The organism is Rhodococcus sp. B7740 (assembly GCF_000954115.1).
In the GTDB taxonomy this organism is placed as follows: domain Bacteria; phylum Actinomycetota; class Actinomycetes; order Mycobacteriales; family Mycobacteriaceae; genus Rhodococcoides.
The window spans coordinates 1,609,612-1,635,195 of sequence record NZ_CP010797.1 but is presented as its reverse complement, the minus strand read 5'-3'; the positions used below and the strand labels follow the sequence as shown (position 1 = coordinate 1,635,195).

The following is a 25,584-nucleotide window of genomic DNA, read 5'->3' as shown; positions in this document are numbered from 1 at the left end:
TCATCGACCTGTAGGTAGGCACCCATGGTAAAGCTCATCGATCGCGTCTCCGCGATCAACTGGAATCGGGTCCAGGACGACAAGGACTCCGAAGTGTGGGAGCGCCTCACCAGTAATTTCTGGCTGCCCGAGAAGGTGCCGGTGTCCAACGACATCCCGTCGTGGGCAACGTTGACCGCCGTCGAGAAGCAGTTGACGATGCGTGTGTTCACCGGGTTGACACTGCTCGACACCATCCAGGGCACCGTCGGCGCTGTCAGCCTCATCCCGGACGCCATCACTCCCCACGAGGAAGCGGTGTACACCAACATCGCGTTCATGGAGTCGGTGCACGCCAAGAGCTACAGCTCCATCTTCTCCACCCTCAGCTCCACCCGCGACATCGACGATGCATTCCGCTGGTCCGAGGAGAACGTCAACCTCCAGCGCAAAGCCGAGATCGTCCTGAACTTCTACCACGGTGACGATCCGCTCAAGCGCAAGGTGGCGTCGACGCTGCTGGAGTCGTTCCTGTTCTACTCCGGCTTCTACTTGCCGATGTACTGGTCCTCGCGGGCCAAGCTCACCAACACCGCGGACCTGATCCGTCTGATCATCCGCGACGAGGCCGTGCACGGGTACTACATCGGCTACAAGTACCAGAAGGGTCTCGAGAAGGTCGGCGAGGCGCAGCGCGAGGAACTCAAGAACTACACGTTCGAGTTGCTGTTCGAGTTGTACGACAACGAGGTCGAGTACACCCAGGACCTCTACGACGAGATCGGCCTGACCGAGGACGTCAAGAAGTTCCTGCGGTACAACGCCAACAAGGCACTGAACAATCTCGGCTACGAGGGCCTGTTCCCCAAGGACGAGACGGACGTCAACCCGGCGATCCTGTCGGCCCTCTCACCCAACGCCGACGAGAACCACGACTTCTTCTCCGGCTCGGGTTCCTCGTACGTCATCGGCAAGGCCGTCAACACCGAAGACGAGGACTGGGACTTCTAGAGATTCGTTCGCGTGTCGGGCCGCTCACTCTTTCGGTGGGCGTCCCGGCGCGCGAATGTCCTGTGCATCCTTCGGCATTCGGCCCTGCTCGCTCAATGCTCGACGCAGTAGGAACTCGATCTGAGCGTTGGTGCTCCGGAGATCGTCGGAGGCCCAACGGGCGAGGGCGTCGTGCACCGTTGGGTCCAACCGCAGCAGAATCTTCTTACGTTCGACGGCCATGGCTCACTGATACAGCGATCCCGTGTTGACGACAGGTTGCGTGTCGCGGTCGCTGCACAGCACCACGAGCAGATTCGACACCATCGTGGCCTTGCGCTCCTCGTCGAGCTCGACGACGTGCTTCTCCTCCAGCTTCCCGAGCGCCATCTCCACCATTCCGACAGCACCTTCGACGATCTGCTGACGGGCCGCGATGACCGCCCCGGCCTGCTGACGTCGCAGCATGGCCTGGGCGATCTCCGGGGCATAGGCCAGCCGGTTGATTCGTGTTTCGATCACCTCGACACCGGCCGAACGCACTCGTGCGTGCACCTCCTCCGACATGGCAGCGGTGATCTCGTCGGCGTTCTCCCGCAACGACATTCGTCCTTCGGCGTCGTACGGATAGCTGCCGGCGATGTGGCGGACGGCCGACTCGGTCTGGACGGCGACGAACTCCTCGTAATCGTCGACCTGGAACGATGCCAGTGCGGTGTCGGCAACCTGCCAGACGACGATGGCGGAGATCTCGATCGGATTGCCGTCGGCGTCGTTGACCTTCGATTGGCCGGTCTCGTGGTTGCGGATTCGCGTCGAGATGGCCCGGCGGTAGGTCAACGGATTGGTCCAACGCAGCCCCGGCGTCCGCAGGGTGCCGCTGTACGAACTCCCGAGAAGCTGAAGAACGCGAGCCTGATTCGGCTGCACCAGCGTCAGGCCCATGAGTGCGGGCAAGGAGAGGACGAACAGGACGACTCCGGTCACGACCAGCGCGACGACGGTGAACACGAGTCCGAGCGCGAACGCGGCGATTCCGCCGAGGAACAGCGCGAGACCGATGCCGAGCATCGACCAGCCGGGCAGATCCCAACCCGGGCGCTCGGCGATGGTGGTGGTCGGGGTACCCGTCGGCTTCTCGGCGACGGTTGCAGGTGCGGACATGAGAACCTCCCTCTCGATGGTGATACTAAAGTGATATCACATTAAGCATCGACGGGCACGGAGATCTTGGGAACCGCTCACCGTCGTTCGGCGGGGGAGTCAGCGCCGGAACCACGCCGACGGCTCATCGGCGATGGCCTTCTCGATTCGCAATCGGGAAGTGGCCGTGAGGTTTTCCGGGAGCGCGTCGAGTGCGAACCAGGCGACGTCGAGATTCTCGTCGTCGGCCACGTGAGGAATGCCGCCGGTGTACCGAGCAAGAAACGTGATGTCGAGATACTGCGCGACGTCGCCGTTGGGGTACGTGATCGGCTCCGTCACGTCGACACTCGTCAGTCGCACGATCGTGGCGTCGACGCCGGTCTCCTCCCCGATCTCACGCAGGGCGGCCGGAGCAGGTTCCTCGCCGGGCTCGAGGATTCCGGAGACCACGGCCCATGTGTTGTTGTCCGCGCGCAGAGTCAGCAGCACACGCCGGTCGTCGTCGAGGACGACCGCGCTGACACCGGACAACCACAGCGGCGACGTGCCGACGACGCTGCGCAGCGCCTGCACGAATTCGGGAATGGGCATCGCGTCAGGAAACGTAGGCGTTCAGCGACGCGGACAGATCGGCCAGAATCGCCCGAGCCGCGACGACCCCACTGCCGGACCACACCGTGTCGTTCACCGCGAACACTCGACCGTCGGTGACCGAGCCCAGATCGTGCCACGCGTCGCTGTCCATCACCTCGCGGCCGTACGTCTCGCCGTCGGGGCCTGCGAATCGCACGTAGACGATGTCTCCCTCCACCGGCGAGAGATCGTTCGCCTCGACCGAGAAATCGGCGTCGCGCTGGCTCTGCGGTCGCGCGACCCCCACTTCGGTGAGCACCTGGCCGGCAAAGGAGTTCGGACCGTCCACTTCGATGGAGTCCGCGTCGAATCGAACGACGGACGCCTGGGTCTGGGTGGCGTCGATCTCGCGACCGACCCGCTCGGCATCCGCGGTGAACGACGCGAGTGCCTCGAATCCTGCCTGGCCGCGACCGAGCGCAGCCGCGGACTGCAGGAACGTGTCCTTCCACCCCTGTCCGGTCGCCGTGAAGACGGTCGGGGCGATGGCCGTCAGGTCGTCGTAGGTGTTCGATCCGAGAGAATCGGCACCCAGGATCAGGTCGGGATCGAGGGCGGCGATGGCATCGATGGCGGGTGCACCCACCGGGCCGACGGACGGGACGGACGCCAATCCGGTGCCCAGATACAGCGGTTGATCGCCGTCACCGCGGAAATCGGGGTCGATCGTGGCCGCTCCGACGACCCGCTCCCAGATTCCGACCGCGCAGCTCGCGTCGAGGCCTGCGGCGTCGAGCACGACGATGCGCTGCGGGTCGGCCGGAATGGCGCTGATCCCCTCGGCATGTCCCACGGGTCGGGTGTCACCCTCGATTCCGGTCGGGTCGAGTGGTGCGAGCGCGGGGCACAGTCCCACGGTGTCCCGATTGTTCCCGACCACTCCGGCACCGGCGATGTTCGTGGTGGTGCGGATGATGGTGGATGCGTCGTCCTGCGCTTCGGAATCGGAGCAGCCGACCAGCGCCATGGTGGCGGCAAGGCACACGGCGGCGACGGCGCCCATCCTGCGCGGTGCACACGAACGGGGGAGTCGTGGGTGGAGTGGCAACGCGGGACTTCCTTCGACGGGTCGGGTGGTCTCACACAGTATCGGAAGGCGGCCGTCGCAGAACACTCGAACGGACGCCGTCGAGCGTCCGGAATCGGCGACGATCGAAGCGTTGTCGAATGCGTCCGAAAGGCCGACAGCGCAGGCAGATCGCGCGATGTGGGCGTGCTCGATCGGGGCCAATACGACACACGGTAGGACCGGTTCGGCAAGTGTCGGTCCGACGGTCTACGATTCGAGGAGCGCACGACTAGATGACGTCGCCTCGTGGTTCGAGGTCCGACGCGCAATCAGGAGGATCTGTGACTGCCCTAGCGCCTAGGCCCGCTCCCGCGGTGGATGCTGCTCGGCCGTTCCCGCCGCGGACGGGACCGAAGGGGTCGTTCCTGCACAAAGCGGTGACGACCACCGATCCCAAGGTGTTGGGAATCATGTACATCGCGACATCGTTCGCGTTCTTCCTGATCGGTGGACTCATGGCGCTGCTGATGCGCGCCGAGTTGGCCATTCCGGGAATGCAGTTCCTGTCCAACGAGCAGTACAACCAGCTCTTCACCATGCACGGCACCATCATGCTGTTGCTCTACGCGACGCCGATCGTCTTCGGATTCGCCAACTACATCCTTCCGCTGCAGATCGGCGCTCCCGACGTCGCGTTCCCGCGGTTGAACGCGTTCTCGTACTGGCTCTACCTGTTCGGTGCGTTGATCGCCACGGCCGGATTCATCACCCCCGGCGGTGCTGCCGACTTCGGGTGGACCGCGTACACCCCGCTCACCTCGGCTCTGCACTCGCCCGGCGTCGGTGCGGACCTGTGGATCATGGGCCTGGCCGTCGGCGGTCTCGGCACCATCCTCGGTGGCGTCAACATGATCACCACCGTGATCTGCCTGCGTGCTCCCGGCATGACGATGTTCCGCATGCCGATCTTCACCTGGAACATCCTGGTGACGTCCATCCTGATCCTGCTGGCATTCCCCCTGCTGACGGCTGCGTTGCTCGGGCTGGCGGCCGACCGACATCTGGGGGCGCATCTGTTCGACCCGGCGACCGGCGGAGTGCTGTTGTGGCAGCACCTGTTCTGGTTCTTCGGTCACCCCGAGGTGTACATCATCGCGCTGCCGTTCTTCGGAATCGTCTCCGAGGTGTTCCCCGTCTTCTCGCGTAAGCCGATCTTCGGCTACTCGGGTCTGATCTACGCGACTATTGCCATCGCCGCCCTCTCCATCGCGGTGTGGGCGCACCACATGTACGCCACGGGCGCGGTGTTGCTGCCGTTCTTCTCCTTCATGACGTTCCTGATCGCGGTGCCGACGGGTGTGAAGATCTTCAACTGGGTCGGCACGATGTGGCGAGGCCAGGTGACACTGGAAACGCCGATGCTGTTCTCGATCGGGTTCCTGATCACCTTCGTCTTCGGCGGACTCACCGGTGTTCTGCTGGCGTCGCCGCCCATCGACTTCCAGGTCACCGACACGTACTTCGTGGTCGCCCACTTCCACTACGTGGTGTTCGGCACCGTGGTGTTCGCAACGTACGCCGGCATCTACTTCTGGTTCCCGAAGATGACGGGCCGGATGATGGACGAGGCGCTGGGCAAGTGGCACTTCTGGCTGACGTTCTTCGGATTCCACGCCACGTTCCTGGTGCAGCACTGGCTCGGAAACGAGGGCATGCCGCGTCGCTACGCCGATTACCTGCCCTCGGACGGGTTCACCGAGTTGAACGTCATCTCCACGATCGGTGCCTTCATCCTGGGTGCCTCGACACTGCCGTTCGTGTGGAACGTGTTCAAGTCCTACCGATACGGCGAGGTCGTCACGGTCGACGATCCGTGGGGCTACGGAAACTCGTTGGAGTGGGCCACCTCGTGCCCGCCGCCGCGACACAACTTCACCGAACTGCCTCGGATCCGTTCCGAGCGTCCGGCGTTCGAGTTGCACTACCCGCACATGGTCGAACGGATGCGCGCGGAAGCGCACGTCGGGCCGGGAGCGCACGGTGGTAAGACCACCGCCGTCCTCGAACAGGCCCGCCGGGCTCCGATCGCCACCAGCGATCACGAAGGATCCGGAGACCCGGACCCCAAGTAGTCCACAGCACAGCGAGAGCCCCTCCCGGCTACCGGGTGGGGCTCTTCGCTTGCGACAATCTCGTGGCGTGTTCGGGCTTGCTCGTCCACCACGGGTGACACGAAGACCTATCCGGCCGCTGGCCGTGTGCGAAAGGGAGATCCGGTGACTTCGAGCGACACCGCAGTGCTGGTGACGGTGACGGGACCCGATAAGCCGGGCGTCACATCGGTGCTGTTCGCGGCACTGTCACGGCACAACGTCAGCCTGCTCGACGTCGAGCAGGTTGTCATTCGCGGCAGGCTGACTCTGGGCGTTCTCCTGTCCTGCCCCCGTGACCCCGAAGCGCTCCAGGAGGAGCTGGAGGACGCGATGGCGACGGTCGGCGTGCACGTCGATGTCGAGATCGACACCGCGCGCAACGGCGGGCAGAGCCTGGCCACCCACGTCGTCGTCGTTCTGGGCCGACCCGTGACCGCTCGTGCCTTCAGCACCATCTCCCGTGAGCTTGCCCGCCAGGGAGCGAACATCGACGCCATTCGCGGAATCGCCGACTATCCCGTCACGGGCCTCGAACTTCAGGTGACCGCAACCGACACCTCGCCGGATGCCGATGTGCAATTGCGTGCCGGCCTTGCGGGAATCGCAGCCGGCATCGGCGTCGACATCGCCGTGCAGCGCGGCGGGATCGCACGGCGATCCAAGCGACTGATCGTGTTCGACGTCGACTCGACGCTCGTCCAGGGTGAGGTCATCGAAATGTTGGCTGCCCGTGCCGGGCGAGAGGACGAAGTTCGTGCGGTCACCGAAGCTGCCATGCGCGGTGAGATCGACTTCGCGGAGTCGCTCGAACAGCGAGTTGCCGCGTTGGCAGGGCTGGACGAATCCGTCATCGACGAAGTGGGCGAGAGCCTGGAGCTGACGGCGGGGGCCAGGACCACCATTCGTACCCTCCGTCGTCTCGGATTCGCCTGCGGCGTCGTATCCGGAGGATTCCGACAGGTCATCGAGGGACTCGCACACGAACTCGAACTCGACTACGTCAAGGCCAACACCCTCGAGATCGTCGACGGCAAGCTCACCGGCCGGGTGATCGGAGAAGTGGTCGATCGTGCTGCGAAGGCGACGGCACTGCGCGAGTTCGCGGCACAGTCGGGAGTGCCGATGGAGCAGACAGTCGCCGTCGGCGACGGAGCGAACGACATCGACATGCTGACGGCCGCGGGCCTCGGGGTCGCCTTCAACGCCAAGCCGGCGTTGCGAGAGATCGCCGACACGGCCATCTCGCATCCGTATCTGGACGCGGTTCTGTTCATACTCGGTGTCACCCGCAACGAGATCGAAGCTGCGGACGCGGTCGACGGGGGAGTCCGCCGCGTCCCGATCCCATGATCTGCGATCCCATGACCGGCGACGACATGACCGACGGTCCGGTGACCGACGCCGGACCGGACGACCTGGGCGGTGCCGAGGCGGCGGCCGAGGAATTCTCACCGGACAACACGTTCGCCTCGCGCCACGCCGAACTCGCTCGTGGATACGGCGGAGCCGAGGACCCGGCCGATCCGTCACAGGTGCTGGCCATGCCGTTGGTGCTGCACATCCCCAAATCCGATCCGCCCCGGCGTAGCGAGTTGCTCGAGGCGGCTGCCCGAGCAACCGTGTCGCTGTGCCTGGACCCACGGGTGGGCGCCGGCGCGTCGTGGAACGAGGCCTTCACCGAATGGACGTCGGCTCGGATCCGAAAAGTCGCTCGACGGGCACGCGGTGCACACTGGCTCGCAGCGCAGGACGTTCCGGGTGTGACGGTCGACGTCGGGGGAGCGTCGGCCCGCGCCTTCGTGCCGGGCCGGGTCGGAGTCCTGGACCCGCGGATCAAGCGGCTGCAGATCGGTGGGACCGACGTGGCGGCCGAGGACGAGCCTGCGGTCTCGGCGGGCCCTGTGCTGTGGATCGACGCTTCCCTGTCCATGACGGTGGGCAAGGCGGCCGCTCAGGTGGGGCACGCGTCGATGTTGCTCGCGGGTGCGATGGGCACCGAAGAATGCCGCGAGTGGGCCGCGGCCGGCTACGCATGTTCGGTCCGATCCGCGAACCCGGACCAATGGACGCGTGCGCTGGGCGAGGTTCGCGCCGGGCGCGCCGTCGCAGTGCGGGATGCCGGCTTCACCGAAGTGGCACCCGGTTCGACGACGGTGATCGCCGTTCTCTAGAGCTGGGGTCCACTGTCGCACAACTGGCTATGCCGAACATATCCAGTAGCCCCGAGACTGGAGGCATGTTCACCTCACCACGTCGTGTCGTCGCCGGTCGCCGGCTTCCCTCTCGGTTGGCTGCCCTCTACGTGGGGCTGTGGCTGTACGGGGCGTCGATGTCGTCGATGATCGCGGGTGGACTGGGCGTCAACCCGTGGGACGTCTTGCACCAGGGTCTCGAACGTCACCTGTCGCTGAGTTTCGGAACCATCACCGCGATCACCGGAGTGGCCGTACTGCTGATGTGGATCCCGCTGCGGCAACGTCCGGGCCTGGGTACCGTGAGCAACGTCGTGGTGATCGCCGTTGCCGTGGACGCGACGTCCGCGGTGTTGCCGCATCTCGACGGACTCCCGATCAGGACCGTTGCCATGGTGTCGGGCATCGTGCTCAACGCGTTCGCAACCGCGCTGTACATCGGTGCCGGGATGGGCCCGGGGCCACGAGACGGACTGATGACCGGTCTGGTGGCCAGGACCGGATGGTCGATTCGCCTGACCCGCACCGGAATCGAGCTGTCGGTGGTACTCACCGGTTGGTTGCTCGGCGGGACGCTCGGCGTCGGGACGGTTCTCTATGCGCTCGGAGTCGGTCCGCTCGTGCAACTGTTCATGACTCACCTGCCTGCGCTGCGCAGTACCAGGACAGTCGATCCGGTCACCGATATCGTCGAACCCGGTTCCAGCGCAGTGGTATCCGCGGGCACCCCGTCCGCGCACGAGGAATCGAGGACCGGAACGAACCGCGACGCCGACCAACTCGGGCACGCCAGAGTGATCTCGGCGGGGCCACCGGAATGGAGCACGAGGAGCGAGCTCGCGTCGTCGACCTGCCCACCGTCGGAGGCGTAGGAGCGGACGTCGGAACCGTCCACCCAGGCCTGAATGGTGCGCACCGAGTCGTCGTTCCATCGGTCCGTGTCGAATTCGATTCCGGCGGAATCGAACCAGACCAGATCGGGTCGGCCGGTCGGTGTCGCGCGGCCGGTGAAGAACTCCTGCTGACGAAGGGTCGGCGCGCTCGCTCGGACGCGGAGCAGTCGACCTACGAAGCGAATCATGTTCTGATCCGCGCCGTCCCAGTCGATGGCCCAGCTCTCTGCCGCCGGAGCGTTCTCGGCGACGCAGTACGCATTGTTGTTGCCTCCCTGGGTGTGTCCCAGTTCGTCGCCGGCGAGCAGCATCGGCGTACCGGTGGAGAGCGTCAGGGTTGCCAGTAGCGCCCGAACATGGCGTCCCCGGGCCTCGACGACCGACGGGTCCTCGCTCGGACCCTCGATGCCGTGGTTGACCGACGAGTTGTTGTCGGTGCCGTCCCTGTTCTCTTCGCCGTTGGCCTCGTTGTGCTTCCGCTCGTACGACACCAGATCTCGGGCGGTGAACCCGTCGTGCGCGGTGACGAAGTTGATCGACGCCCACGGCAGGCGTCCGTTGCCTGCGAAGAGGTCTTCCGAACCGGCCAGGCGCGAGGCCAATTCGCGGACACCGTGCTGGCCCGCCCAGAAGCGTCGCACCGTGTCGCGGTAGCGATCGTTCCATTCCGACCACGCCACTCCGAAGTTGCCGACCTGATAGCCGGCACCGGTGGCGTCCCACGGCTCGGCGATCAATTTGACCCGAGCCAGGACCGGGTCGGTGGCAACGGCGGTCAACAACGGTGCGCGAGAATCGAATCGCCAACCACCGGGTCGACCGAGGGTGCTGGCCAGGTCGAATCGGAACCCGTCCACACCCATGTCCTCGACCCAGTACCGAAGGCTGTCGCACGCCATCCGCACCACCGCAGGCGAAGCGGAATCGAGAGTGTTGCCGCAGCCGGTCAGATCGACGTCCGATCCACGTCCGTCCAGCAGGTAGTAGCCGGGCGCATCGAGCCCACGCCAACTGATCGAGGGACCGTCGACCGCGGATTCGCACGTGTGGTTGTAGACGACGTCGAGGATCACCTCGATCCCGGCAGCGTGCAGCGCGTCGACCATGGTGCGAAACTCGTCCACCTCGGCACCGGGAACAGCGGCGAAGCGCGGATCCGGGGCGAAGTACGCACCCGTCGAGTACCCCCAGTGGTTTCGCATACCCCGGGCGCGGACGCCCGGTTCGGTGAATGTGGTGTGTACGGGCAACAATTCGACCGACGTGATGCCGATGCGAGCGAGGTGTTCGAGTACCGCCGGCTCGGCGAGCCCGAGGTACGTACCGCGAAGATGCTCGGGCACAGCGGGATTGCGGGCCGTGAACGAGCCCACGTGTAGCTCGTAGAGAACGGTTCGGTCCCAGGGCACATCGGGGCGCGCGGGACGGCCCACGCGATCTGCGGCCGCGCAGACGACGCCGAGCGGGAGGTGTCCGAACGAGTCTCGAGAACTGGGTGCCCCGAACGGATCGTCCTCGTAGGCGAGCAGTGCCGATGGGTCGCCGAAGGTTCCGGACACCTGGCGTGCTGCGGGATCGAGCAGAATCTTCGCGCCGTTGAACCGTCGTCCGGAGTGCGGATCCCACCTCCCGTGGGCGCGGAACCCGTATCGGTCACCGGGTCGAACTCCCGGCACGAAGGCATGTCGAACTCCGAACGTGCGGGTGGTCAGTTCCACCCGTCGTTCACCGCCGTCCGGATCGACCAGACACACCTCGACTCCATCGGCCTCGGGCGCATGGACTGCAAATTGAGTGCCAGTCGACAGTGCAGTGGCACCCAGCGGGAACGGTGATCCGGGTGGGTTCGCGCCGGATTCCCGGTCCGAGGTACGGCGGGAAGTGCTGGGTAGATCGTCATTGGGCGACACGCGTGCACATCCTGCCGTGAATGCGCGGTCGATGTGCGAGAAGATAGGCGTCGTGTCTGAACCGGATCCCGACCTGCTCGTAGATTTCACCGACGTAGTCGTCCGCCGGGGCGGTGCGACCCTGGTGGGACCCGTCACCTGGAAGGTGGAACTGGACGAACGGTGGGTCGTGCTCGGCCCCAACGGTGCCGGAAAGACGTCTCTGCTGCGTATCGCTGCCGCCGAGATCCATCCCACGTCCGGTGTCGCCCACGTTCTCGGAGAGGTCATGGGCAGGGTCGACGTCTCCGAACTCCGACCGCGGATCGGCTTGTCCTCCTCCTCGCTGGCGCAGCGCATTCCGGCCGACGAACTCGTGTCCGATCTGGTCGTGTCCGCGGGCTACTCGGTACTGGGGCGTTGGCGAGAGAAATACGACGCGGTCGACACCGAGCGCGCAGTCGAGATGCTTGAGAGCCTCGGTGCCGAACATCTCGCCACCCGCACCTACGGCACGTTGTCCGAAGGCGAACGAAAGCGTGTTCTCATCGCCCGTGCCCTGATGACCGATCCCGAACTGCTCTTGCTGGACGAGCCGGCGGCGGGCCTCGACCTCGGCGGACGCGAGGAACTGGTGGCACGCCTGACCGACCTCGCAGCCGATCCCGATGCCCCCGCCACCGTGCTGATCACCCACCACGTGGAAGAGATTCCGCCGGGATTCAGTCACGCGTTGTTGCTCAAGGAAGGCGGGGTGGTGGCACAGGGACTGGTCGACGACGTCATCACCGCAGAGAACCTGACCGAGGCGTTCAGCCAGTCGATCACGCTCGATCGCGTCGACGGTCGGTTCTTCGCGCGGCGAACCCGCGCTGCCGGCGCGCACCGCCGATAGCACGCACCGCCGATAGCGCGGACCGAGCGACGGCGTTGCGCAGCGCAGCGGTACGTTGCCTTCCATGAGTTCGACTGGTGCTGCCGATCACGTGCAGGCGCGGGATGCCTCGACCGTCATCTTGATTCGTGACGGTCTGTCACGGCCGGGCATCGAGGTGTTCCTGCTCGAACGCGTCGGTGGCATGGCGTTCGCGGGAGGGATGACGGTGTTTCCCGGTGGCGGCGTCGACCCTGCGGACGCGGCAGCGGACGTCCGCTGGGCAGGTCCGCCACCGTCGTGGTGGGCCGAGCGCTTCGCAACCGACGAGGGCAGGGCGCAGGCCCTGGTGTGTGCTGCAGCGCGTGAGACGTTCGAGGAGTGCGGGGTGCTGTTGGCCGGCTCGACGCCGGAGTCGATCGTCGCCGATACCGCGCCGTTCGCTGCGGAGCGCGGTCGGCTGGAGCGCCGTGAGATCTCGTTCGCCGAATTTCTCACCGCCCACGACCTCGTCCTGCGAGCGGATCTGCTCCGGCCCTGGTCGCACTGGATCACTCCGGTCGGTGAAGCGCGACGGTACGACACCCGATTCTTCGTCGCCGTGCTGCCCGAGGGCCAGAATGCGGACGGCGAAACCAGCGAGGCGGCGTCGGTCAGCTGGCGCTCGACCGGTGATGCACTGGCGGATTGGCGCTCCGGAAACACCATCCTGCTTCCGCCGACCTGGAGCCAGTTGGATGCGCTGTCCCGGTTCGACACGGTCGCGGACGTCGTTGCTCACGAACGCGAGGTAACCCCGGTCCTGCCGGTACTGACCCGAGACGACGGCACCGTACGAGTGCTCTTCGACGGCGACGAGGACTACTACGCCGGAACGCGACATCCCTGGTCCGATCGCCGGGACGAGGCCCGGTAGCCTTTCGGCCCATGGCTGAGTTCGTGAATCTCGAGGTATCGGACGGTATCGGCACCATCCGCCTGGATCGCCCACCGATGAACGCATTGAACCGGCAGATGCAGGAGGAGATTCGCGCGGCGGCGCGTGAGGCCACCGTGAATTCCGAGGTCAAGGCCGTCGTCGTCTACGGCGGCGAGAAGGTGTTCGCGGCCGGTGCCGACATCAAGGAGATGGTGTCGTTGTCCGCGGCCGAGATGGCTGCCATCGCCGAGGATCTGCAGTCCGCTCTCGGCTCGCTGAGCACCGTTCCCAAGCCCGTCGTTGCCGCGGTGACCGGATACGCACTCGGTGGTGGGCTCGAGGTCGCGCTGGGAGCAGATCGTCGGATCGCGGGCGACAACGCGAAATTCGGTGTCCCCGAGGTGCTGCTCGGCGTCATCCCCGGCGGCGGCGGCACCCAACGGCTGGCCCGGTTGATCGGCCCGAGCCGTGCCAAGGACATGGTCTTCACCGGCCGCTTCGTCGGTGCCGAGGAAGCGCTGCGCATCGGCTTGGTGGACGAGGTGGTGGCACCGGACGAGGTGTACAACGCCGCCCGCACCTGGGCCATGCAGTTCACCACGGGTGCATCGCGAGCGCTCGCAGCGGCCAAAGCGTCGATCGACCAGGGGCTCGACGTCGATCTCACCACCGGTCTGCGAATCGAGGCCCAGCAGTTCGCGGCCCTGTTCGCCACCGAGGATCGCACCGTCGGCATGACGTCGTTCGTGGCCGACGGCCCTGGAAAAGCGACCTTCACCGGGCGGTGAAGCACCGGCCCGACCGGAGAAGAGTTGTTCCACAGCTACCGGATAGTAGGCTCGCCTGATGACTGCAAGCCCCCACGACGGTGTCGATCGCTCGCTCTCGAACTCGACGTCCCTGGCCTCGGCCGAGTCCGATGACCGCCAGGTCGATCCCGCCCCGAATCCGCACGCCACTGCCGAGCAGGTCGAGGCTGCACGCTCGGACACCAAACTGGCGCAGGTGCTGTACCACGATTGGGAAGCCGAGACCTACGACGACAAGTGGTCGATTTCCTACGACGAGCGATGCATCGACTACGCACGCGGCAGGTTCGATCAGGCCGTCTCCGGCGACGCCTCCGCACAGTCCGACGTGCCGTACGGCCGCGCGCTCGAACTGGGTTGCGGTACCGGATTCTTCCTGCTCAACCTGATGCAGGCCGGGATAGCGGAGAAGGGCTCGGTCACCGACCTCTCGCCCGGCATGGTCAAGGTCGCACTTCGCAACGCCGAGCACCTCGGCCTGGACGTCGACGGCCGCGTCGCCGACGCGGAGACGATTCCGTACGACGACAACACGTTCGATCTCGTCGTCGGGCACGCCGTCCTCCACCACATCCCGGACGTCGAACAGTCCCTGCGTGAGGTGTTGCGGGTGCTCAAGCCGGGCGGTCGCTTCGTCTTCGCGGGCGAACCCACCACCGTCGGCAACTTCTACGCACGCTGGCTCGGACGCATCACGTGGGAGGCGACCACCCGCGCAACCAAGCTCCCGTTCCTGGCGAGCTGGCGCAAGCCCCAGGAAGAGCTCGACGAGTCCTCGCGAGCAGCGGCACTCGAAGCCGTCGTCGACCTGCACACGTTCGATCCGACCGATCTCGAGCACATCGCGCTCTCGGCCGGTGCGGAGTCCGTGCAGGCCAACACCGAGGAGTTCGCCGCCGCTCTCCTCGGCTGGCCGGTGCGGACCTTCGAGGCCGCAGTGCCAGCGGGCAAGCTGGGGTGGAACTGGGCCAAGTTCGCCTTCGGTGGTTGGAAGACACTGAGCTGGGTCGACGAGAACGTGCTGCAACACGTGGTGCCGCGCGGGCTGTTCTACAACGTGATGATCACCGGCACCAAGCCTGCACCTCGCGATTGACAGGCAGTCACGCCGCAGGGGTCGACGGCGGGGCCTGCCGTGGGATATGACTTCACCGATGCCGACCTCGATTTCATGCACAGCGAGGTCGGCATCGAGGCACTCGACGCTGCGGACGGCCTCGAATTCGGTACGAGAACAGCGGTGCGAGACATCTCCTCGATCCGGGAGCGATTCCCCCCCCACGCGGGTGCCCTGATCGAAACCGTGACCGTCCGCCGCAAGGCGCGGGTGAAACTACTCGACTCCGACCGATGGTGGGTCACCGACGAGGCGGTGCAGCAGGCAACGCCGACGCTCGTCGCACGCAGGCGGGCCGCTCGACTAGCCGGACGACGGGTGCACGATGTCACGTGTTCGATCGGCAGCGAACTGTCGGTCCTGATCGGCACCGCGGAGTTGGCGGTGGGCAGCGATCTGGACCCGATTCGGCTTCGGATGGCCGCACACAACGTCCCGGACGCCACCGTACTGCGCGCCGACGCACTGACCCCGACGACGCGTGACACCGTCGTCGTCGCCGATCCCGGCCGCCGAGCGGGTGGGCGGCGACGCCACGACCCGGCAGCGTTGCAACCACCGCTACCGGACCTGCTCGACGCCTATCGAGGCCGAGACCTGGTCGTCAAATGTGCGCCCGGCCTGGATTTCGACTCTGTCGACTGGGCGGGTGAGGTCGAGGTGGTCTCGCTGGACGGGGGAGTGCGAGAGGCGTGCCTCTGGTCGGAAGGGTTGAGCGAGAACGGTGTTCGGCGACGTGCTGCGGTCCTTCGGTCCGACGGCGGTGTGTTCGAGATCACCGATTCGGAATCCGACGACATTCCGGTTTGGCCCCCAGGCAGCTACATCGTCGATCCCGACGGCGCGGTGGTCAGGGCCGGTTTGGTTCGGCACTACGGTGCCAGATTCGGTCTGTGGCAACTCGATCCGAGAATCGCGTATCTGACCGGCGACACGGTCCCGGCCGGGGTGCGCGGGTTTCGGATTCTGGAGCAGTCCAAGTTCTCGGAGAAGGTGCTTCGGCAACAACTGAATCGGATGGACTGCGGCTCGGTGGAAATTCTGGTCCGCGGAGTCGACGTGGATCCGGCGCTGCTGCGGCCCAAGCTCAAACTTCGGGGATCCGTGGCTCTGTCGGTGGTGATCGCCCGAGTCGATCGGTCCGCGGTGGCGTTCGTCTGCGCGCCGGGGGCTGTCGGTCAGCCCGTGTAGGTGAAGATCTCGCCGAGGTAGCTCGCGGTGACGACCTGGCCGTCCGGGCCGATCGACGTTCCGACGGTGGTGCCGACGACGTCGGGAACGGGCTGCACATCCACCGTCTCACCGGTGGCCGCGTCGAACGTGAGCAGCGCCAGTCCGTCGTCCTCACGGACGACGGTATGGCCGCGCCCGTCGGCGGATTGAGCTGCCGTGCCTGCCTGTTGAACGTCGTCGCGGACCCAGACTCGCTCGGCCGAATCTCCGTTGTCGCGCAAGCCGACGAGAGTGCCGTCGCCGCCCGACGGCACGATCGTGCCGTCCGAGGCGATCGACGGAGCGGCACCGATGCCGAGGCCGGTACCCTCGGTCCACTTCTGTCGCCCGTCGGCGGTGTCGAACGCGGTCAGCCTGCCGTCGACATCGGCCAGGTAGACCGTCGATCCGTCCTGGGACAGCACCGGACTGGACGCGATCCCGGCGGGCAGCAGGTCCGAGGACCAACGCTCGACGAGCCCTGGCGTGCCATCACGTTCGTACTGCAGTGAAACGAGTTGCGGTGCAATCGAACCCGGACGCCACAGGGTCAGGTAGATCGACCCGGTCGCGGCGTCGACGGCGGGTGCGGCGGGTACCGGGCACTCGGATCCGCCCGAGCTGCACCGGTCGAGTCCGGTATCGACCGGCAGAAAATCCGAATTCGGGTCGGTCAGGAAGTTCGGTGTCGGAACGAGATCGAGAATCGGTACTCGAAGTTGCCCGTTCTGCGAATCCAGAACGCTGACCTGCCCCATCTGGGTGATCGAGAGCACGCTGCCGTCCCCGAGGAACTGCGCGGACTTGGGCACTCCGTACACCGGTGTGCGCCAACGTAGTTGGCCGTGGTCGTTGTACGAGTTCATGCCGCCGTCGTCGCCGATGTAGACGTTGATCGCCGAATCGACCGTCGGCGTTGCAGTGACGACGGACGGTCCGACGCGATTGCACCAGCGTTTACGGGCGGAGTCGATCTCGAACGAGAAGAGGTTGCAACCGGATTCGGTGGCGGCCGTGACGAACATCTGACCGGTCGATCCGATGGACACCGGGGAGGTCACCGTGCCGCCGGTGGGGCGCGTCCAGTCCAGGGACAGTGGGGTCGACACCGACACCCCGGTGGTGGCGCTGTTGTGGGAATTCGCGTGCGCTGCAGGCCACGAATCGGGAGAGAGCGGCTCTATCGCCGAGGTGTCGGTACCACAGCCGCTCACGGTCACCAGCGCCAGCGCTGCTGCGAAAGCGGTGACCTTTCTGCCGGTCCTACCGTTGGCCCTGACGCCGCGCATCGATCGCTCCCCATGACTCGAGTCCGTGCCCGACACGGTGCCGGGGCGTCTGTGTTCGTTCCGCCGACGAGCAACGGTCGACAGACAACCCTAGCCCGCGTGAGGGTGGCGGCAGAGAGCGGGCGAACGAGAAACTAGGGTGAACCACCATGACGAGTATGTGGAACGCGCCGCTGCGGACACGCTGGCGCGGGTCGAGACGACGCGACACCGACCAGGCGCGGTTCCTCACGCGTGCGTCCCTCGACTGGGTGCTCGCCAACAAGGCGTACACGCCGTGGTACCTGGTGCGCTACTACCGCCTCGCGAAGTTCAAGCTGGCCAATCCGCACGTGATCCTCAAGGGCATGGTGTTTCTCGGCAAGAACGTCGAGATCCACTCCACTCCCGAGCTCTCGCGCCTCGAGATCGGGCGCTGGGTACACATCGGCGACGGCAATGCCATTCGCTGCCACGAGGGTTCGCTGCGGATCGGCGACAAGGTGGTCTTCGGCAAGGACAACGTCGTCAACACCTACCTCGACATCGAGATCGGCGCGTCGACGCTGGTGGCCGACTGGTGCTACATCTGCGATTTCGATCATCGGATGGACGATGTGAACATGCCGATCAAGGATCAGGGAATCGTCAAGGGGCCGGTGAGAATCGGGCCGGACACGTGGATCGCGGCCAAGGTGACGATTCTGCGCGAGACCCGGATCGGTCGGGGCTGCGTGCTAGGAGCCCATGCCGTGGTCAAGGGTGAGATCCCGGATTACAGCATCGCGGTCGGTGCCCCGGCCAAGGTCGTCCGCAATCGCAAGGTCGCCTGGGAAGCCGGTGCCGCCGAACGCGCGAAATACATTGCCGCGCTGGAGGATATCGCTCGCAAGAAGGCGCTCGGACAGGCCGAGGCGGCACGAGAGAACTGACCCTGCTGGTCTCAGGTACGGCCGGGCAGAGCGCGCTCGACGATGTGCGGTCGGGCCAACGGATGCCGAACTTTGCGTTTGGCTTCCAGATAGACCTGGGCGGTCGTCTCGGCGACGCGCTTCCAGTCGAAGTCGACGGTGAGGCGTTCGCGGGCGGCCACGGCCCTCTCCTGTGCGGCGTCCGCATTGTCGAGAACGCGCCGCACTGCAGCGGCCAGCCCGCCGACGTCGCCGGGCTCGAAGGACAGGCCGGTCACGCCGTCGACGATCGCTTCACCCAGACCGCCTGCCGTGGACGCGACCAGCGGGGTGCCCGCGGCCGCGGCCTCCAGCGCGATGATGCCGAAAGGTTCGTACCGACTGGGCAGGACGATGGCGTCGGCTCCGTGCAGCCAGCCGAGGAGTTCGGTGTGGTCGAGATTGCCCAGAAACGACACAGCGCGGGCAACCCGGTGCGTGCGCGCCAGCCCGGCCAACCAGGCGAACTGTGTTCCTTCGCCGGCGATGTGCAGGGTGGTACCCGGGTGGCTCCGTCGGATGCGGGGCAGAGCTGCGATGGCATCCTGGATGCCCTTCTCGTACTCGAGGCGGCCGACGTAGAGCAACTTGGCCGGCTCGGATCGAGGCTCTCGTCGCCGAAAGTGCCAGGTGGAGCGGTCGATTCCGTTGCGAATCACCTTCACCGACGACTCCGATACTCCGAACAGGGTGGTGACCTCGTCCTTCATCGATGTCGAGCAGGCGATCACCGCATCGGAATCGTTGGCGAGCCACCACTCGACGGAGTGCACCTGGCGGTTGACGCGCCCGGATATCCACCCGCTGTGGCGTCCGGCCTCGGTGGCGTGGATGGTCGAGACGAGCGGTACGTCGTAGAACTCGGCGAGTGCGATCGCCGGGTGTGCGACGAGCCAGTCGTGGGCATGAACGACGTCGGGCTGCCAACCGTCACCCAGACCGGGCTTTCCCAGCGCGACGCCGGCACGCACCATCGCGTGCCCCATCGCGAGGGTCCATGCGAGCATGTCCTCCCCGAAGACGAAGTGGGCCGGGTCCTCGGCGACGGCGACGACGAGCACCCCGTCCTCGATGTGGTGAGACGTCGGGTGGGAGGCGGCGTCGGTTCCGGTGGGGCGACGCGACAGAACCACGACCTCGTGCCCGCATCGAACCAACCCGGTTGCCAGGTGGTGCACGTGCCGGCCGAGTCCGCCGACCACAACGGGTGGGTACTCCCACGACACCATCAGGATTTTCATCGACGCCCCCCTGCACCTTCTCGCTCACGGCCACCGTGTGCACCGGGCAGCCGGCGCGCATCCAACGCAGGAAACAGTCCGTCCGCGCGGTTCCATTGCCGAGCCAACTCGTCTGCACGGACAGGTGATCCAGCTGCGGCCGCGGCAGCGATCTCGCGCAGCGCATGTGCATGGACGTGCGCCCGCTCCCGCGCGTAGCCTGCGGCGGAATCCTTGCTGACCATGAATGCCCAGTCGCTGGCCACGGCCATCAGTGTCTCACGCAGTATCTGATCGTTGACGCGATTGCGTAGTTCGGGTCCACCGGCGCGACGCCGAGCGTCTCGGGCGGTATCGACGGCGTCGAGAGCGGCCCGGGACACCTCGGAATTGAGCGCGACCAGATCGGCTACGTCGTCGCCCGCCCACACGCGCCAGTCCTTGCCCGATCCCCACGACGAATCCTGCAGTTCGAGCGGCGCCCCGACGTAACCCTGCTCGCGGGCGTCGTTCAGCGTGCCGACGGTGATGCCTGCGGCGGGAAGCGCGCGCATGAGCTTGCCGAGCCACTGTGGGCCCTCGTGCCACCAGTGCCCGAACAGCTCGGTGTCGAATGCTGCGACGACCAGGGCGTCGCGTCCGATGCGCTCGGATTCGGAGATCAACCGCCTGCGCACCACATCGACGAAGTCGGCGACGTGACGGTCCACCGTCGCTGCGGCCCGTTCGGGGTCGTAGGGAGCCTTGTCGTTCGACGCGACCGAGCGGCCGGTGACCCGGGCCGGTTTGAGACCGGTGGCGTGATCGTAGGTGTGGAAATCCCGATAGGAACCGTGGCCGGGATAGCCGGACTTCGGTGACCACACGCGGTAGCTGACCGGGAGATCGCGTCCGAACGCGACGACGTCGGAGTCCCACACCGGCCTGCCGAGGGAGGTGTCTCCGCGCATTGCCGGACCGTCGACCATGAAGTGCGAGACCCCGGCCGCGGCGTACTCGGTTTCCATGCCCGGGGTGAATCCGCATTCGGGTGCCCAGATCCCTCGTGGCGTTGTGCCCCACCGGGTGTGGGCGTCGAGCAGTCCTTCTCGGAGCGAGAAGGCGCGCAGTCGGGGATCGAGCAGCGGCTGGAACGGGTGCGCCAACGGGCCGCCCAGCAGTTCGACGGTTCCGGTGTCGATCAGCGGTCGAAGGACCGCGGACCCGCCGTGCCGCCACCGGGTCTCGAATCGATCGAGCGCGGCGGCAGAACCTCGGTGTTCCCGAACGGACAGGTCTCGGTCTGTCGCCTCGTGGGCTCTGAGCTGCCAGTTCCCGAGCCAGTGGTGCATTCCGGACAGGCAGTGTGGATCGTCGAGTTGAGCGGCCAGTACCGGGGTGACCCCCAGCGAGAGCACGTTGCCGTGGCCGTCCTCGGCCAGCCGCTCGAGCGCCTCGGTGATCGGTAGATAGCAGTCCGCCCAGGACTGGTACAGCCATTCCTCGCCGACGGGCCAGCGCCCGTGATTGGCCAGCCACGGCAGGTGGGAGTGCAGCACGAGGGAGAACATGCCCGGCACGGTGGCACCGGATGTCACCCGATCACCGCGCTCGAACTCTTGCGGGCGACGGCGACCAGATCGAGGCTGTCGTCGATGCGGTCGGCGGCGATGTCGAAGTCCTCGATCGAGATGGCCGCGACGTCCTCGGTGAGTTCGGCCGGCCAGGGCTCACCGGCCAGGGCCCGTTCGATCTGTGCGTCGATGAACGAACCGCCGTGCTTGGCGTCGAGTGCGGCCAGCGTGCGTCCGTGCCGGACTCCGGTGAGTTCGTCGACCTCGAGCCGAGCGTCCACGAGAAGCTCGGTGAGTTCGGCCGCGTCGAGTTCGCGGGTGTGGAACGGGTTGAGCGGGGTGTCGCGTCCGGGCGAGAACGTGATGCGGTTGGGCGTGCTGATCAACAGAATGCCGCCGGGCGCGAGCACCCGGTGCACCTCGGCGAGGAACGCACCCTGATCCCAGAGGTGCTCGATCACCTGGAAATTGACGACGACCTCGATCGAGGAATCGGCGACCGGGAGGCGGTCGAGGTTGCCGCGCAGCATCGTCACCCTCGGGTAGCGGGCGTGCACGTGCGCGGCGGCCGACCTGTCGTAGTCGAGACCGAGGACTGTCGTCGCGACATCGGCAATCATGTTGGCTCCGTAGCCTTCTCCCGATCCCGCTTCCAGCACCGTTCGGTCGCGGCAGTGCTCGACGAGTGCGCGGTAGACCACCTCGTGGCGGCGGAACCAGTAGTTCTCCTCGGCGATGCCGGGCACGGTGCGCTCCCCGGTGAGGGGCAGTGGTGCCGGTGCCGGTGCCTGAGCCGATGAATCGTTCACCGACGAAAGGTTAGTGGAGACGCGGGGGAGGTAAGCCAACGTGGTCTCCATAACAGTCGGGGTACAGATGTATGGTCGGACAGGCAGGGAGGTATGTTACCCACGGGTAACTACGGTGAGGTAACCTCGTCCCAGACCGTAGAACTGCACGAACCGTTAGAACACTCACGATCAGCAGAACATGACCAGGAGGTCGACGCAGACCCATGACGAACATCGTTGTTTTGATCAAGCAGGTTCCAGACACGTGGTCCGAGCGCAAGCTCACCGACGGTGACTACACCCTCGATCGCGAGGCTGCCGACGCCGTCCTCGACGAGATCAACGAGCGGGCCGTCGAAGAGGCACTGCTCATCAAGGAAGCCCAAGGCGGTGAGGTCAAGGTTCTGTCCGCAGGCCCCGATCGCGCCACCGATGCCATCCGCAAGGCCCTGTCGATGGGTGCAGACAGCGCAGTGCACCTCAACGACCCGACCCTGCACGGCTCCGACGCGATCCAGACCGGGTACGCGCTGGCCGCAGCGCTCGGCAACGTCGCATTCGAGAACGACGAGCCGGCCGATCTCATCATCGCAGGCAACGAGGCCACCGACGGCCGCACCGGTGCCGTTCCGGCGATCATCGCCGAATACCTGCAGATCCCGGCCCTGACGCAGCTGCGCAAGCTCACCGTCGCGGACGGCAAGGTCACCGGCGAGCGGGAGACCGACGAAGGCATCTTCGGCCTCGAAGCCGCGTTGCCCGCCATCGTGAGCGTCACCGAGAAGATCAACGAACCGCGCTTCCCGTCGTTCAAGGGCATCATGGCCGCCAAGAAGAAGACGGTGCAGACCATCACGCTGGCCGACATCGGTGTCGAGGACGGCATCGTCGGCGTCGACAACGCGGGAACGACCGTCACGTCGTCCACCCCCAAGCCTCCCAAGACTGCAGGCGAGCGGCTCACCGACGAGGGCGACGGCGGCGACAAGATCGCCACCTACCTCGTCGGCCAGAAGATCATCTGATCCCGCCCCACCGAGCAATCGAAGACAAACGAGGAGCAAGTCATGGCAGAAGTACTCGTGCTCGTGGAGCACGTCGAGGGAACACTGAAGAAGGTCAGCACCGAGCTGATCACCGCCGCTCGTGCGCTGGGTGAGCCGTCCGCGGTCGTCACCGGCCCGGTCGGCACCACCGACAAGGTCGCCGACGCGCTGACCGAAGCCGGTGCCGAGAAGATCTACGCCGCCGAATCCGACGCGGTCGACGGATTCCTGGTCACCCCGAAGGTCGACGTGCTGTCGGCTCTTGCGGAGTCGGTCTCGCCTGCGGCGATCATCACCGCAGCCACGATCGAGGGCAAGGAAGTTGCGGGTCGACTCGCAGCACGCCTCGGCTCGGGCTACCACAACGACGTCGTCGCACTGAACGGCGACGGCAGTGCCGTCTACTCCATCTTCGGTGGCGCGTTCACCGTCGAGGCCAAGGCCAACGGCGACGTTCCGGTCATCTCGCTGCGCCCCGGTGCAGTCGAGGCCGAGCCGAAGGCCGGAGCGGGCACCCGCGAAACCGTCGAGGTCCCCGCGCAGGAAGAAGGGGCCGTCAAGGTCACCTCGCGTGACCCGATCGTCGGCGGCGACCGTCCGGAGCTCACCGAGGCGTCGGTCGTCGTGTCCGGTGGACGCGGTGTCGGCAGTGCCGACAAGTTCTCCGTCGTCGAGGAGCTGGCCGACTCGCTCGGTGCCGCAGTCGGTGCTTCGCGCGCCGCTGTCGACTCCGGCTACTACCCGGGCCAGTTCCAGGTGGGTCAGACGGGTAAGACCGTCTCCCCACAGCTGTACGTCGCACTGGGTATCTCCGGAGCCATCCAGCACCGTGCAGGCATGCAGACCTCGAAGACGATCGTCGCTGTCAACAAGGACGAGGAAGCGCCCATCTTCGAGATCGCCGACTACGGCATCGTCGGTGACCTCTTCAACGTCGCACCGCAGCTGACCGAGGCAGTCAAGAAGCACAAGGGATAGCTCCGAGCGCTGTTCCCCGACAGGTCCTCACCGCCCGCGCGGTGAGGGCCTGTCGTGTCGATCGGCGCAACCTTGTTCACGCAAACTCTTCCGACACGTTTCCCCGACGATGCCCGGTGGCCTTCCCCGCTCGTTAGACACACCTCATGACCACTTCCGTCATGAGCTCGACTGCATCGATCGTCCCGGCCACCGACCGCTACTCGCTCGTGTTGTCCACCGACCCGGAGCACCGACTCGCCGCGCAGCGTCTGCGCTACGAGGTGTTCGCTTCCGAGCCGGGATTTTCCGTTCCCACCGATACCGACGGCCTCGACGCCGATCGGTTCGACGAATTCTGTGATCACCTGCTCGTTCGTGACCAGTGGACCGACACGTTCGTCGGCTGCTACCGCATGTTGCCGCCGCAGGCCGCCGTCTCTGCCGGTGGGTATTACACGGCAACCGAATTCGATATATCCGCACTCGATCCCGTCGGCATGAATATCGTCGAAATGGGAAGGGCTGCAGTTCATCCCGATCATCGGTCCGGATCCGTCCTGGGGCTCATGTGGGCAGGAATCCTGCACTACCTCGATGTGACGGGATACGAGTGGGTGATGGGCTGCGTGTCGGTGCCCATGCAGTCGGCACCGGGGGACCCCATCGGGGCCAACGTTCGCAGTGTTCGAGACCGCCTGTTGAGCAAGCACGCCACGCCGCTCGACCGTCGGGTCAGGCCGTACTCTCCGGTCGTCGTCGACGGGGTGGACTTGATCGACATCGAACCCGCGGCGCGAACGTCGATGCCGCCGTTGATGAACGGCTACCTTCGGCTCGGTGCCTCCATCTGTGGTGAGCCCGCCCACGATCCCGAATTCGGAGTCGCGGACTTCGTCGCGGTGCTCGGCCTGCACGAGGCCAACACTCGCTATCTCGACCGCTTGCGCTCGGCAGCAACGACGTTCGAGTCGGGTGTCCGGTGACTCGACCGATCGAGCACGCGCACGCGTGGATGCCGTCGTCGCCGTGCAGTGACGGCTGTCTGCCGAAGAACCCACCGACGGTGGGACGAATCGTCCTCGTGCTGCGAGTCGTACTGGCGCTGGCCGCGTTCGGGTTACTGCCGGTGCTGGTCGTCCTCGGGGTCCCGTTCCCGCGGGTTCGCCGTTCGCTGACGCGGATCGGCGCTCGGACCCTGCTGTTCGCCATCGGAATCGACCTGACCGTGCTCGACGCCCGCTCGGAGCGGGAACGCTCCCGAACCGCTGCAGGCGCACTGCACGTCGCCGGTCACATCTCCTGGACCGACGTCGTGGTACTCACTGCAGTACAGCCGTCGACCTTCGTCGCGCGTGCCGACCTCATCGACTGGCCGGTGCTCGGCCGCCTCGCGCGGGCCATGAAGGTACTTCCGATCGATCGAGCTCGACTGCATCAGCTCCCCGGCGTCGTCGATCAGGTGGCCGATCGCGTCCGCGCAGGCGGATCGGTCGTCGTCTTCCCCGAAGCCACCACCTGGTGTGGTCGCGCTTACGGCTCGCTTCGGCCTGCGCTGCTTCAGGCCGCGATCGATTCGGAGACCTGGGTACAGCCGATTCGACTGCGCTACCTCGACCGGACCGGCGAACAGACCACCGCAACGTGCTTCGTGGGGGACGAGACGATCGGCGCATCCATCGGCCGGATCTTCCGATTGCGAGGCCTGCGTGCCGAGGTGGAGTTCACCGCCCCGGAGGCACCCGGTGGCGATCGACGCGACCTCGCTCGACGATGCGAGGTGGCGATTCGACGCGACGGAGTGGAGCTTTCGGAACGATACGGGAAGGACGTCTTCGACCCCACCGTGCACGAGGTGATGGCCGAGTCCGAACGCAGGCCGATGCCGCCGACGGTTGCGGCGGCCTGAACGAGCATCGATCACCGTGACCGCGGACCCACCTCGCGCAGGTAGGTCCGCGGTCACGGCAGCGGGTATCGTCTA

At 66.1% G+C, this 25,584-nt stretch carries 23 protein-coding genes and 1 pseudogene; 15 read left to right on the top strand and 9 right to left on the bottom strand.

Annotation, left to right across the window (positions count from 1 at the left end; translation table 11 throughout):
* Positions 1-24 precede the first annotated feature (24 nt).
* Complete coding sequence (nrdF, locus tag NY08_RS07500; RefSeq protein ID WP_045195679.1) at positions 25-990, top strand: class 1b ribonucleoside-diphosphate reductase subunit beta; 966 nt, start codon at positions 25-27, stop codon at positions 988-990.
* A 24-nt stretch (positions 991-1,014) separates the two neighbouring features.
* On the opposite strand, the gene NY08_RS07495 is transcribed toward nrdF, so the two are convergent.
* The 4 genes from NY08_RS07495 to NY08_RS07480 form a co-directional block, all read right to left on the bottom strand.
* Positions 1,015-1,212: a hypothetical protein gene (locus tag NY08_RS07495; RefSeq protein ID WP_032397724.1), complete on the bottom strand. Its 198-nt coding sequence runs from the start codon at positions 1,210-1,212 to the stop codon at positions 1,015-1,017.
* A 3-nt stretch (positions 1,213-1,215) separates the two neighbouring features.
* The gene (locus NY08_RS07490) at positions 1,216-2,133 is read right to left on the bottom strand and encodes an SPFH domain-containing protein (RefSeq protein ID WP_032397725.1); all 918 of its coding nucleotides are present in this window, start codon (positions 2,131-2,133) and stop codon (positions 1,216-1,218) included.
* 99 nt (positions 2,134-2,232) lie between these two features.
* The gene (locus NY08_RS07485; protein WP_032397726.1) at positions 2,233-2,706 is read right to left on the bottom strand and encodes an NUDIX hydrolase; all 474 of its coding nucleotides are present in this window, start codon (positions 2,704-2,706) and stop codon (positions 2,233-2,235) included.
* 4 nt (positions 2,707-2,710) lie between these two features.
* Entirely contained in the window at positions 2,711-3,751 is a 1,041-nt protein-coding gene (locus NY08_RS07480; RefSeq protein ID WP_045199929.1) for an ABC transporter substrate-binding protein, read from the bottom strand.
* Between the two features lie 347 nt (positions 3,752-4,098).
* Between NY08_RS07480 and ctaD the strand changes: the two genes are divergently transcribed.
* From ctaD to yczE, 4 genes and pseudogenes are all read left to right on the top strand, one after another.
* The gene (ctaD, locus tag NY08_RS07475; protein ID WP_032397727.1) at positions 4,099-5,889 is read left to right on the top strand and encodes an aa3-type cytochrome oxidase subunit I; all 1,791 of its coding nucleotides are present in this window, start codon (positions 4,099-4,101) and stop codon (positions 5,887-5,889) included.
* A 144-nt stretch (positions 5,890-6,033) separates the two neighbouring features.
* The gene (gene serB, locus NY08_RS07470) at positions 6,034-7,260 is read left to right on the top strand and encodes a phosphoserine phosphatase SerB (RefSeq protein ID WP_045199927.1); all 1,227 of its coding nucleotides are present in this window, start codon (positions 6,034-6,036) and stop codon (positions 7,258-7,260) included.
* Between the two features lie 26 nt (positions 7,261-7,286).
* Complete coding sequence (locus NY08_RS07465) at positions 7,287-8,081, top strand: peptidyl-tRNA hydrolase (RefSeq protein WP_045199925.1); 795 nt, start codon at positions 7,287-7,289, stop codon at positions 8,079-8,081.
* Positions 7,973-8,728 (top strand): annotated as a pseudogene (gene yczE / locus NY08_RS26405) (membrane protein YczE); the annotation flags it as partial. The gene NY08_RS07465 and the pseudogene yczE, both read left to right, overlap by 109 nt.
* 11 nt (positions 8,729-8,739) lie before the next feature.
* Here yczE and glgX read toward each other — a convergent pair.
* Positions 8,740-10,905, bottom strand: a complete 2,166-nt coding sequence (gene glgX / locus NY08_RS07455; RefSeq protein WP_045195677.1) for a glycogen debranching protein GlgX — start codon at positions 10,903-10,905, stop codon at positions 8,740-8,742.
* 31 nt (positions 10,906-10,936) lie between these two features.
* Here glgX and NY08_RS07450 point away from each other — a divergent pair, with 31 nt between their 5' ends.
* The 5 genes from NY08_RS07450 to NY08_RS07430 all read left to right on the top strand — a co-directional run bounded on the left by NY08_RS07450 (position 10,937) and on the right by NY08_RS07430 (position 15,794).
* On the top strand, positions 10,937-11,779 hold the full coding sequence (locus NY08_RS07450) for an ABC transporter ATP-binding protein (RefSeq protein ID WP_032398336.1): 843 nt from the start codon (positions 10,937-10,939) through the stop codon (positions 11,777-11,779).
* A 64-nt stretch (positions 11,780-11,843) separates the two neighbouring features.
* A complete protein-coding gene (locus NY08_RS07445; RefSeq protein ID WP_045195675.1) occupies positions 11,844-12,674 on the top strand; it encodes an NUDIX hydrolase in 831 nt (276 codons plus the stop codon).
* 11 nt (positions 12,675-12,685) lie between these two features.
* Positions 12,686-13,465 (top strand): enoyl-CoA hydratase/isomerase family protein, encoded by a 780-nt coding sequence (locus tag NY08_RS07440; protein ID WP_045195673.1) that lies wholly within the window; start codon positions 12,686-12,688, stop codon positions 13,463-13,465.
* Positions 13,466-13,523: 58 nt separating this feature from the next.
* Entirely contained in the window at positions 13,524-14,582 is a 1,059-nt protein-coding gene (locus tag NY08_RS07435; RefSeq protein WP_032397731.1) for a class I SAM-dependent methyltransferase, read from the top strand.
* Positions 14,583-14,621: 39 nt separating this feature from the next.
* The gene (locus tag NY08_RS07430; protein ID WP_045195670.1) at positions 14,622-15,794 is read left to right on the top strand and encodes a THUMP-like domain-containing protein; all 1,173 of its coding nucleotides are present in this window, start codon (positions 14,622-14,624) and stop codon (positions 15,792-15,794) included.
* On the opposite strand, the gene NY08_RS07425 is transcribed toward NY08_RS07430, so the two are convergent.
* On the bottom strand, positions 15,782-17,104 hold the full coding sequence (locus NY08_RS07425; RefSeq protein ID WP_045195668.1) for an outer membrane protein assembly factor BamB family protein: 1,323 nt from the start codon (positions 17,102-17,104) through the stop codon (positions 15,782-15,784). The two genes, NY08_RS07430 and NY08_RS07425, sit on opposite strands and share 13 nt — an antisense overlap.
* Positions 17,105-17,253: 149 nt before the next feature.
* Here NY08_RS07425 and NY08_RS07420 point away from each other — a divergent pair, with 149 nt between their 5' ends.
* Positions 17,254-18,015, top strand: coding sequence for an acyltransferase (locus NY08_RS07420; RefSeq protein WP_032397734.1), 762 nt, complete (start codon positions 17,254-17,256; stop codon positions 18,013-18,015).
* A gap of 11 nt (positions 18,016-18,026) precedes the next feature.
* Here the strand turns inward: NY08_RS07420 and NY08_RS07415 are convergent, their stop codons facing one another.
* The 3 genes from NY08_RS07415 to NY08_RS07405 are packed head-to-tail and all read right to left on the bottom strand — an operon-like array spanning position 18,027 to position 21,666.
* Entirely contained in the window at positions 18,027-19,274 is a 1,248-nt protein-coding gene (locus NY08_RS07415; protein WP_045195666.1) for a glycosyltransferase family 4 protein, read from the bottom strand.
* A complete protein-coding gene (locus NY08_RS07410) occupies positions 19,271-20,803 on the bottom strand; it encodes a 1,4-alpha-glucan branching protein domain-containing protein (RefSeq protein WP_045199921.1) in 1,533 nt (510 codons plus the stop codon). The genes NY08_RS07415 and NY08_RS07410 overlap by 4 nt, the downstream gene beginning before the upstream one ends.
* Positions 20,804-20,826: 23 nt before the next feature.
* Positions 20,827-21,666: a class I SAM-dependent methyltransferase gene (locus NY08_RS07405; RefSeq protein ID WP_045195664.1), complete on the bottom strand. Its 840-nt coding sequence runs from the start codon at positions 21,664-21,666 to the stop codon at positions 20,827-20,829.
* Between the two features lie 155 nt (positions 21,667-21,821).
* Here NY08_RS07405 and NY08_RS07400 point away from each other — a divergent pair, with 155 nt between their 5' ends.
* From NY08_RS07400 to NY08_RS07385, 4 genes are all read left to right on the top strand, one after another.
* Positions 21,822-22,622 carry an electron transfer flavoprotein subunit beta/FixA family protein gene (locus NY08_RS07400; RefSeq protein WP_032397738.1) on the top strand — a complete coding sequence of 267 codons (801 nt, stop codon included), beginning with the start codon at positions 21,822-21,824 and terminating at the stop codon, positions 22,620-22,622.
* Between the two features lie 42 nt (positions 22,623-22,664).
* Positions 22,665-23,621 carry an electron transfer flavoprotein subunit alpha/FixB family protein gene (locus NY08_RS07395; RefSeq protein ID WP_032397739.1) on the top strand — a complete coding sequence of 319 codons (957 nt, stop codon included), beginning with the start codon at positions 22,665-22,667 and terminating at the stop codon, positions 23,619-23,621.
* Between the two features lie 146 nt (positions 23,622-23,767).
* Positions 23,768-24,586, top strand: a complete 819-nt coding sequence (locus NY08_RS07390) for a GNAT family N-acetyltransferase (RefSeq protein WP_045195662.1) — start codon at positions 23,768-23,770, stop codon at positions 24,584-24,586.
* Positions 24,583-25,509 (top strand): lysophospholipid acyltransferase family protein, encoded by a 927-nt coding sequence (locus tag NY08_RS07385; protein ID WP_235387135.1) that lies wholly within the window; start codon positions 24,583-24,585, stop codon positions 25,507-25,509. Before NY08_RS07390 ends, NY08_RS07385 begins: the two co-directional genes overlap by 4 nt.
* The last annotated feature ends 75 nt before the right edge of the window (positions 25,510-25,584 follow it).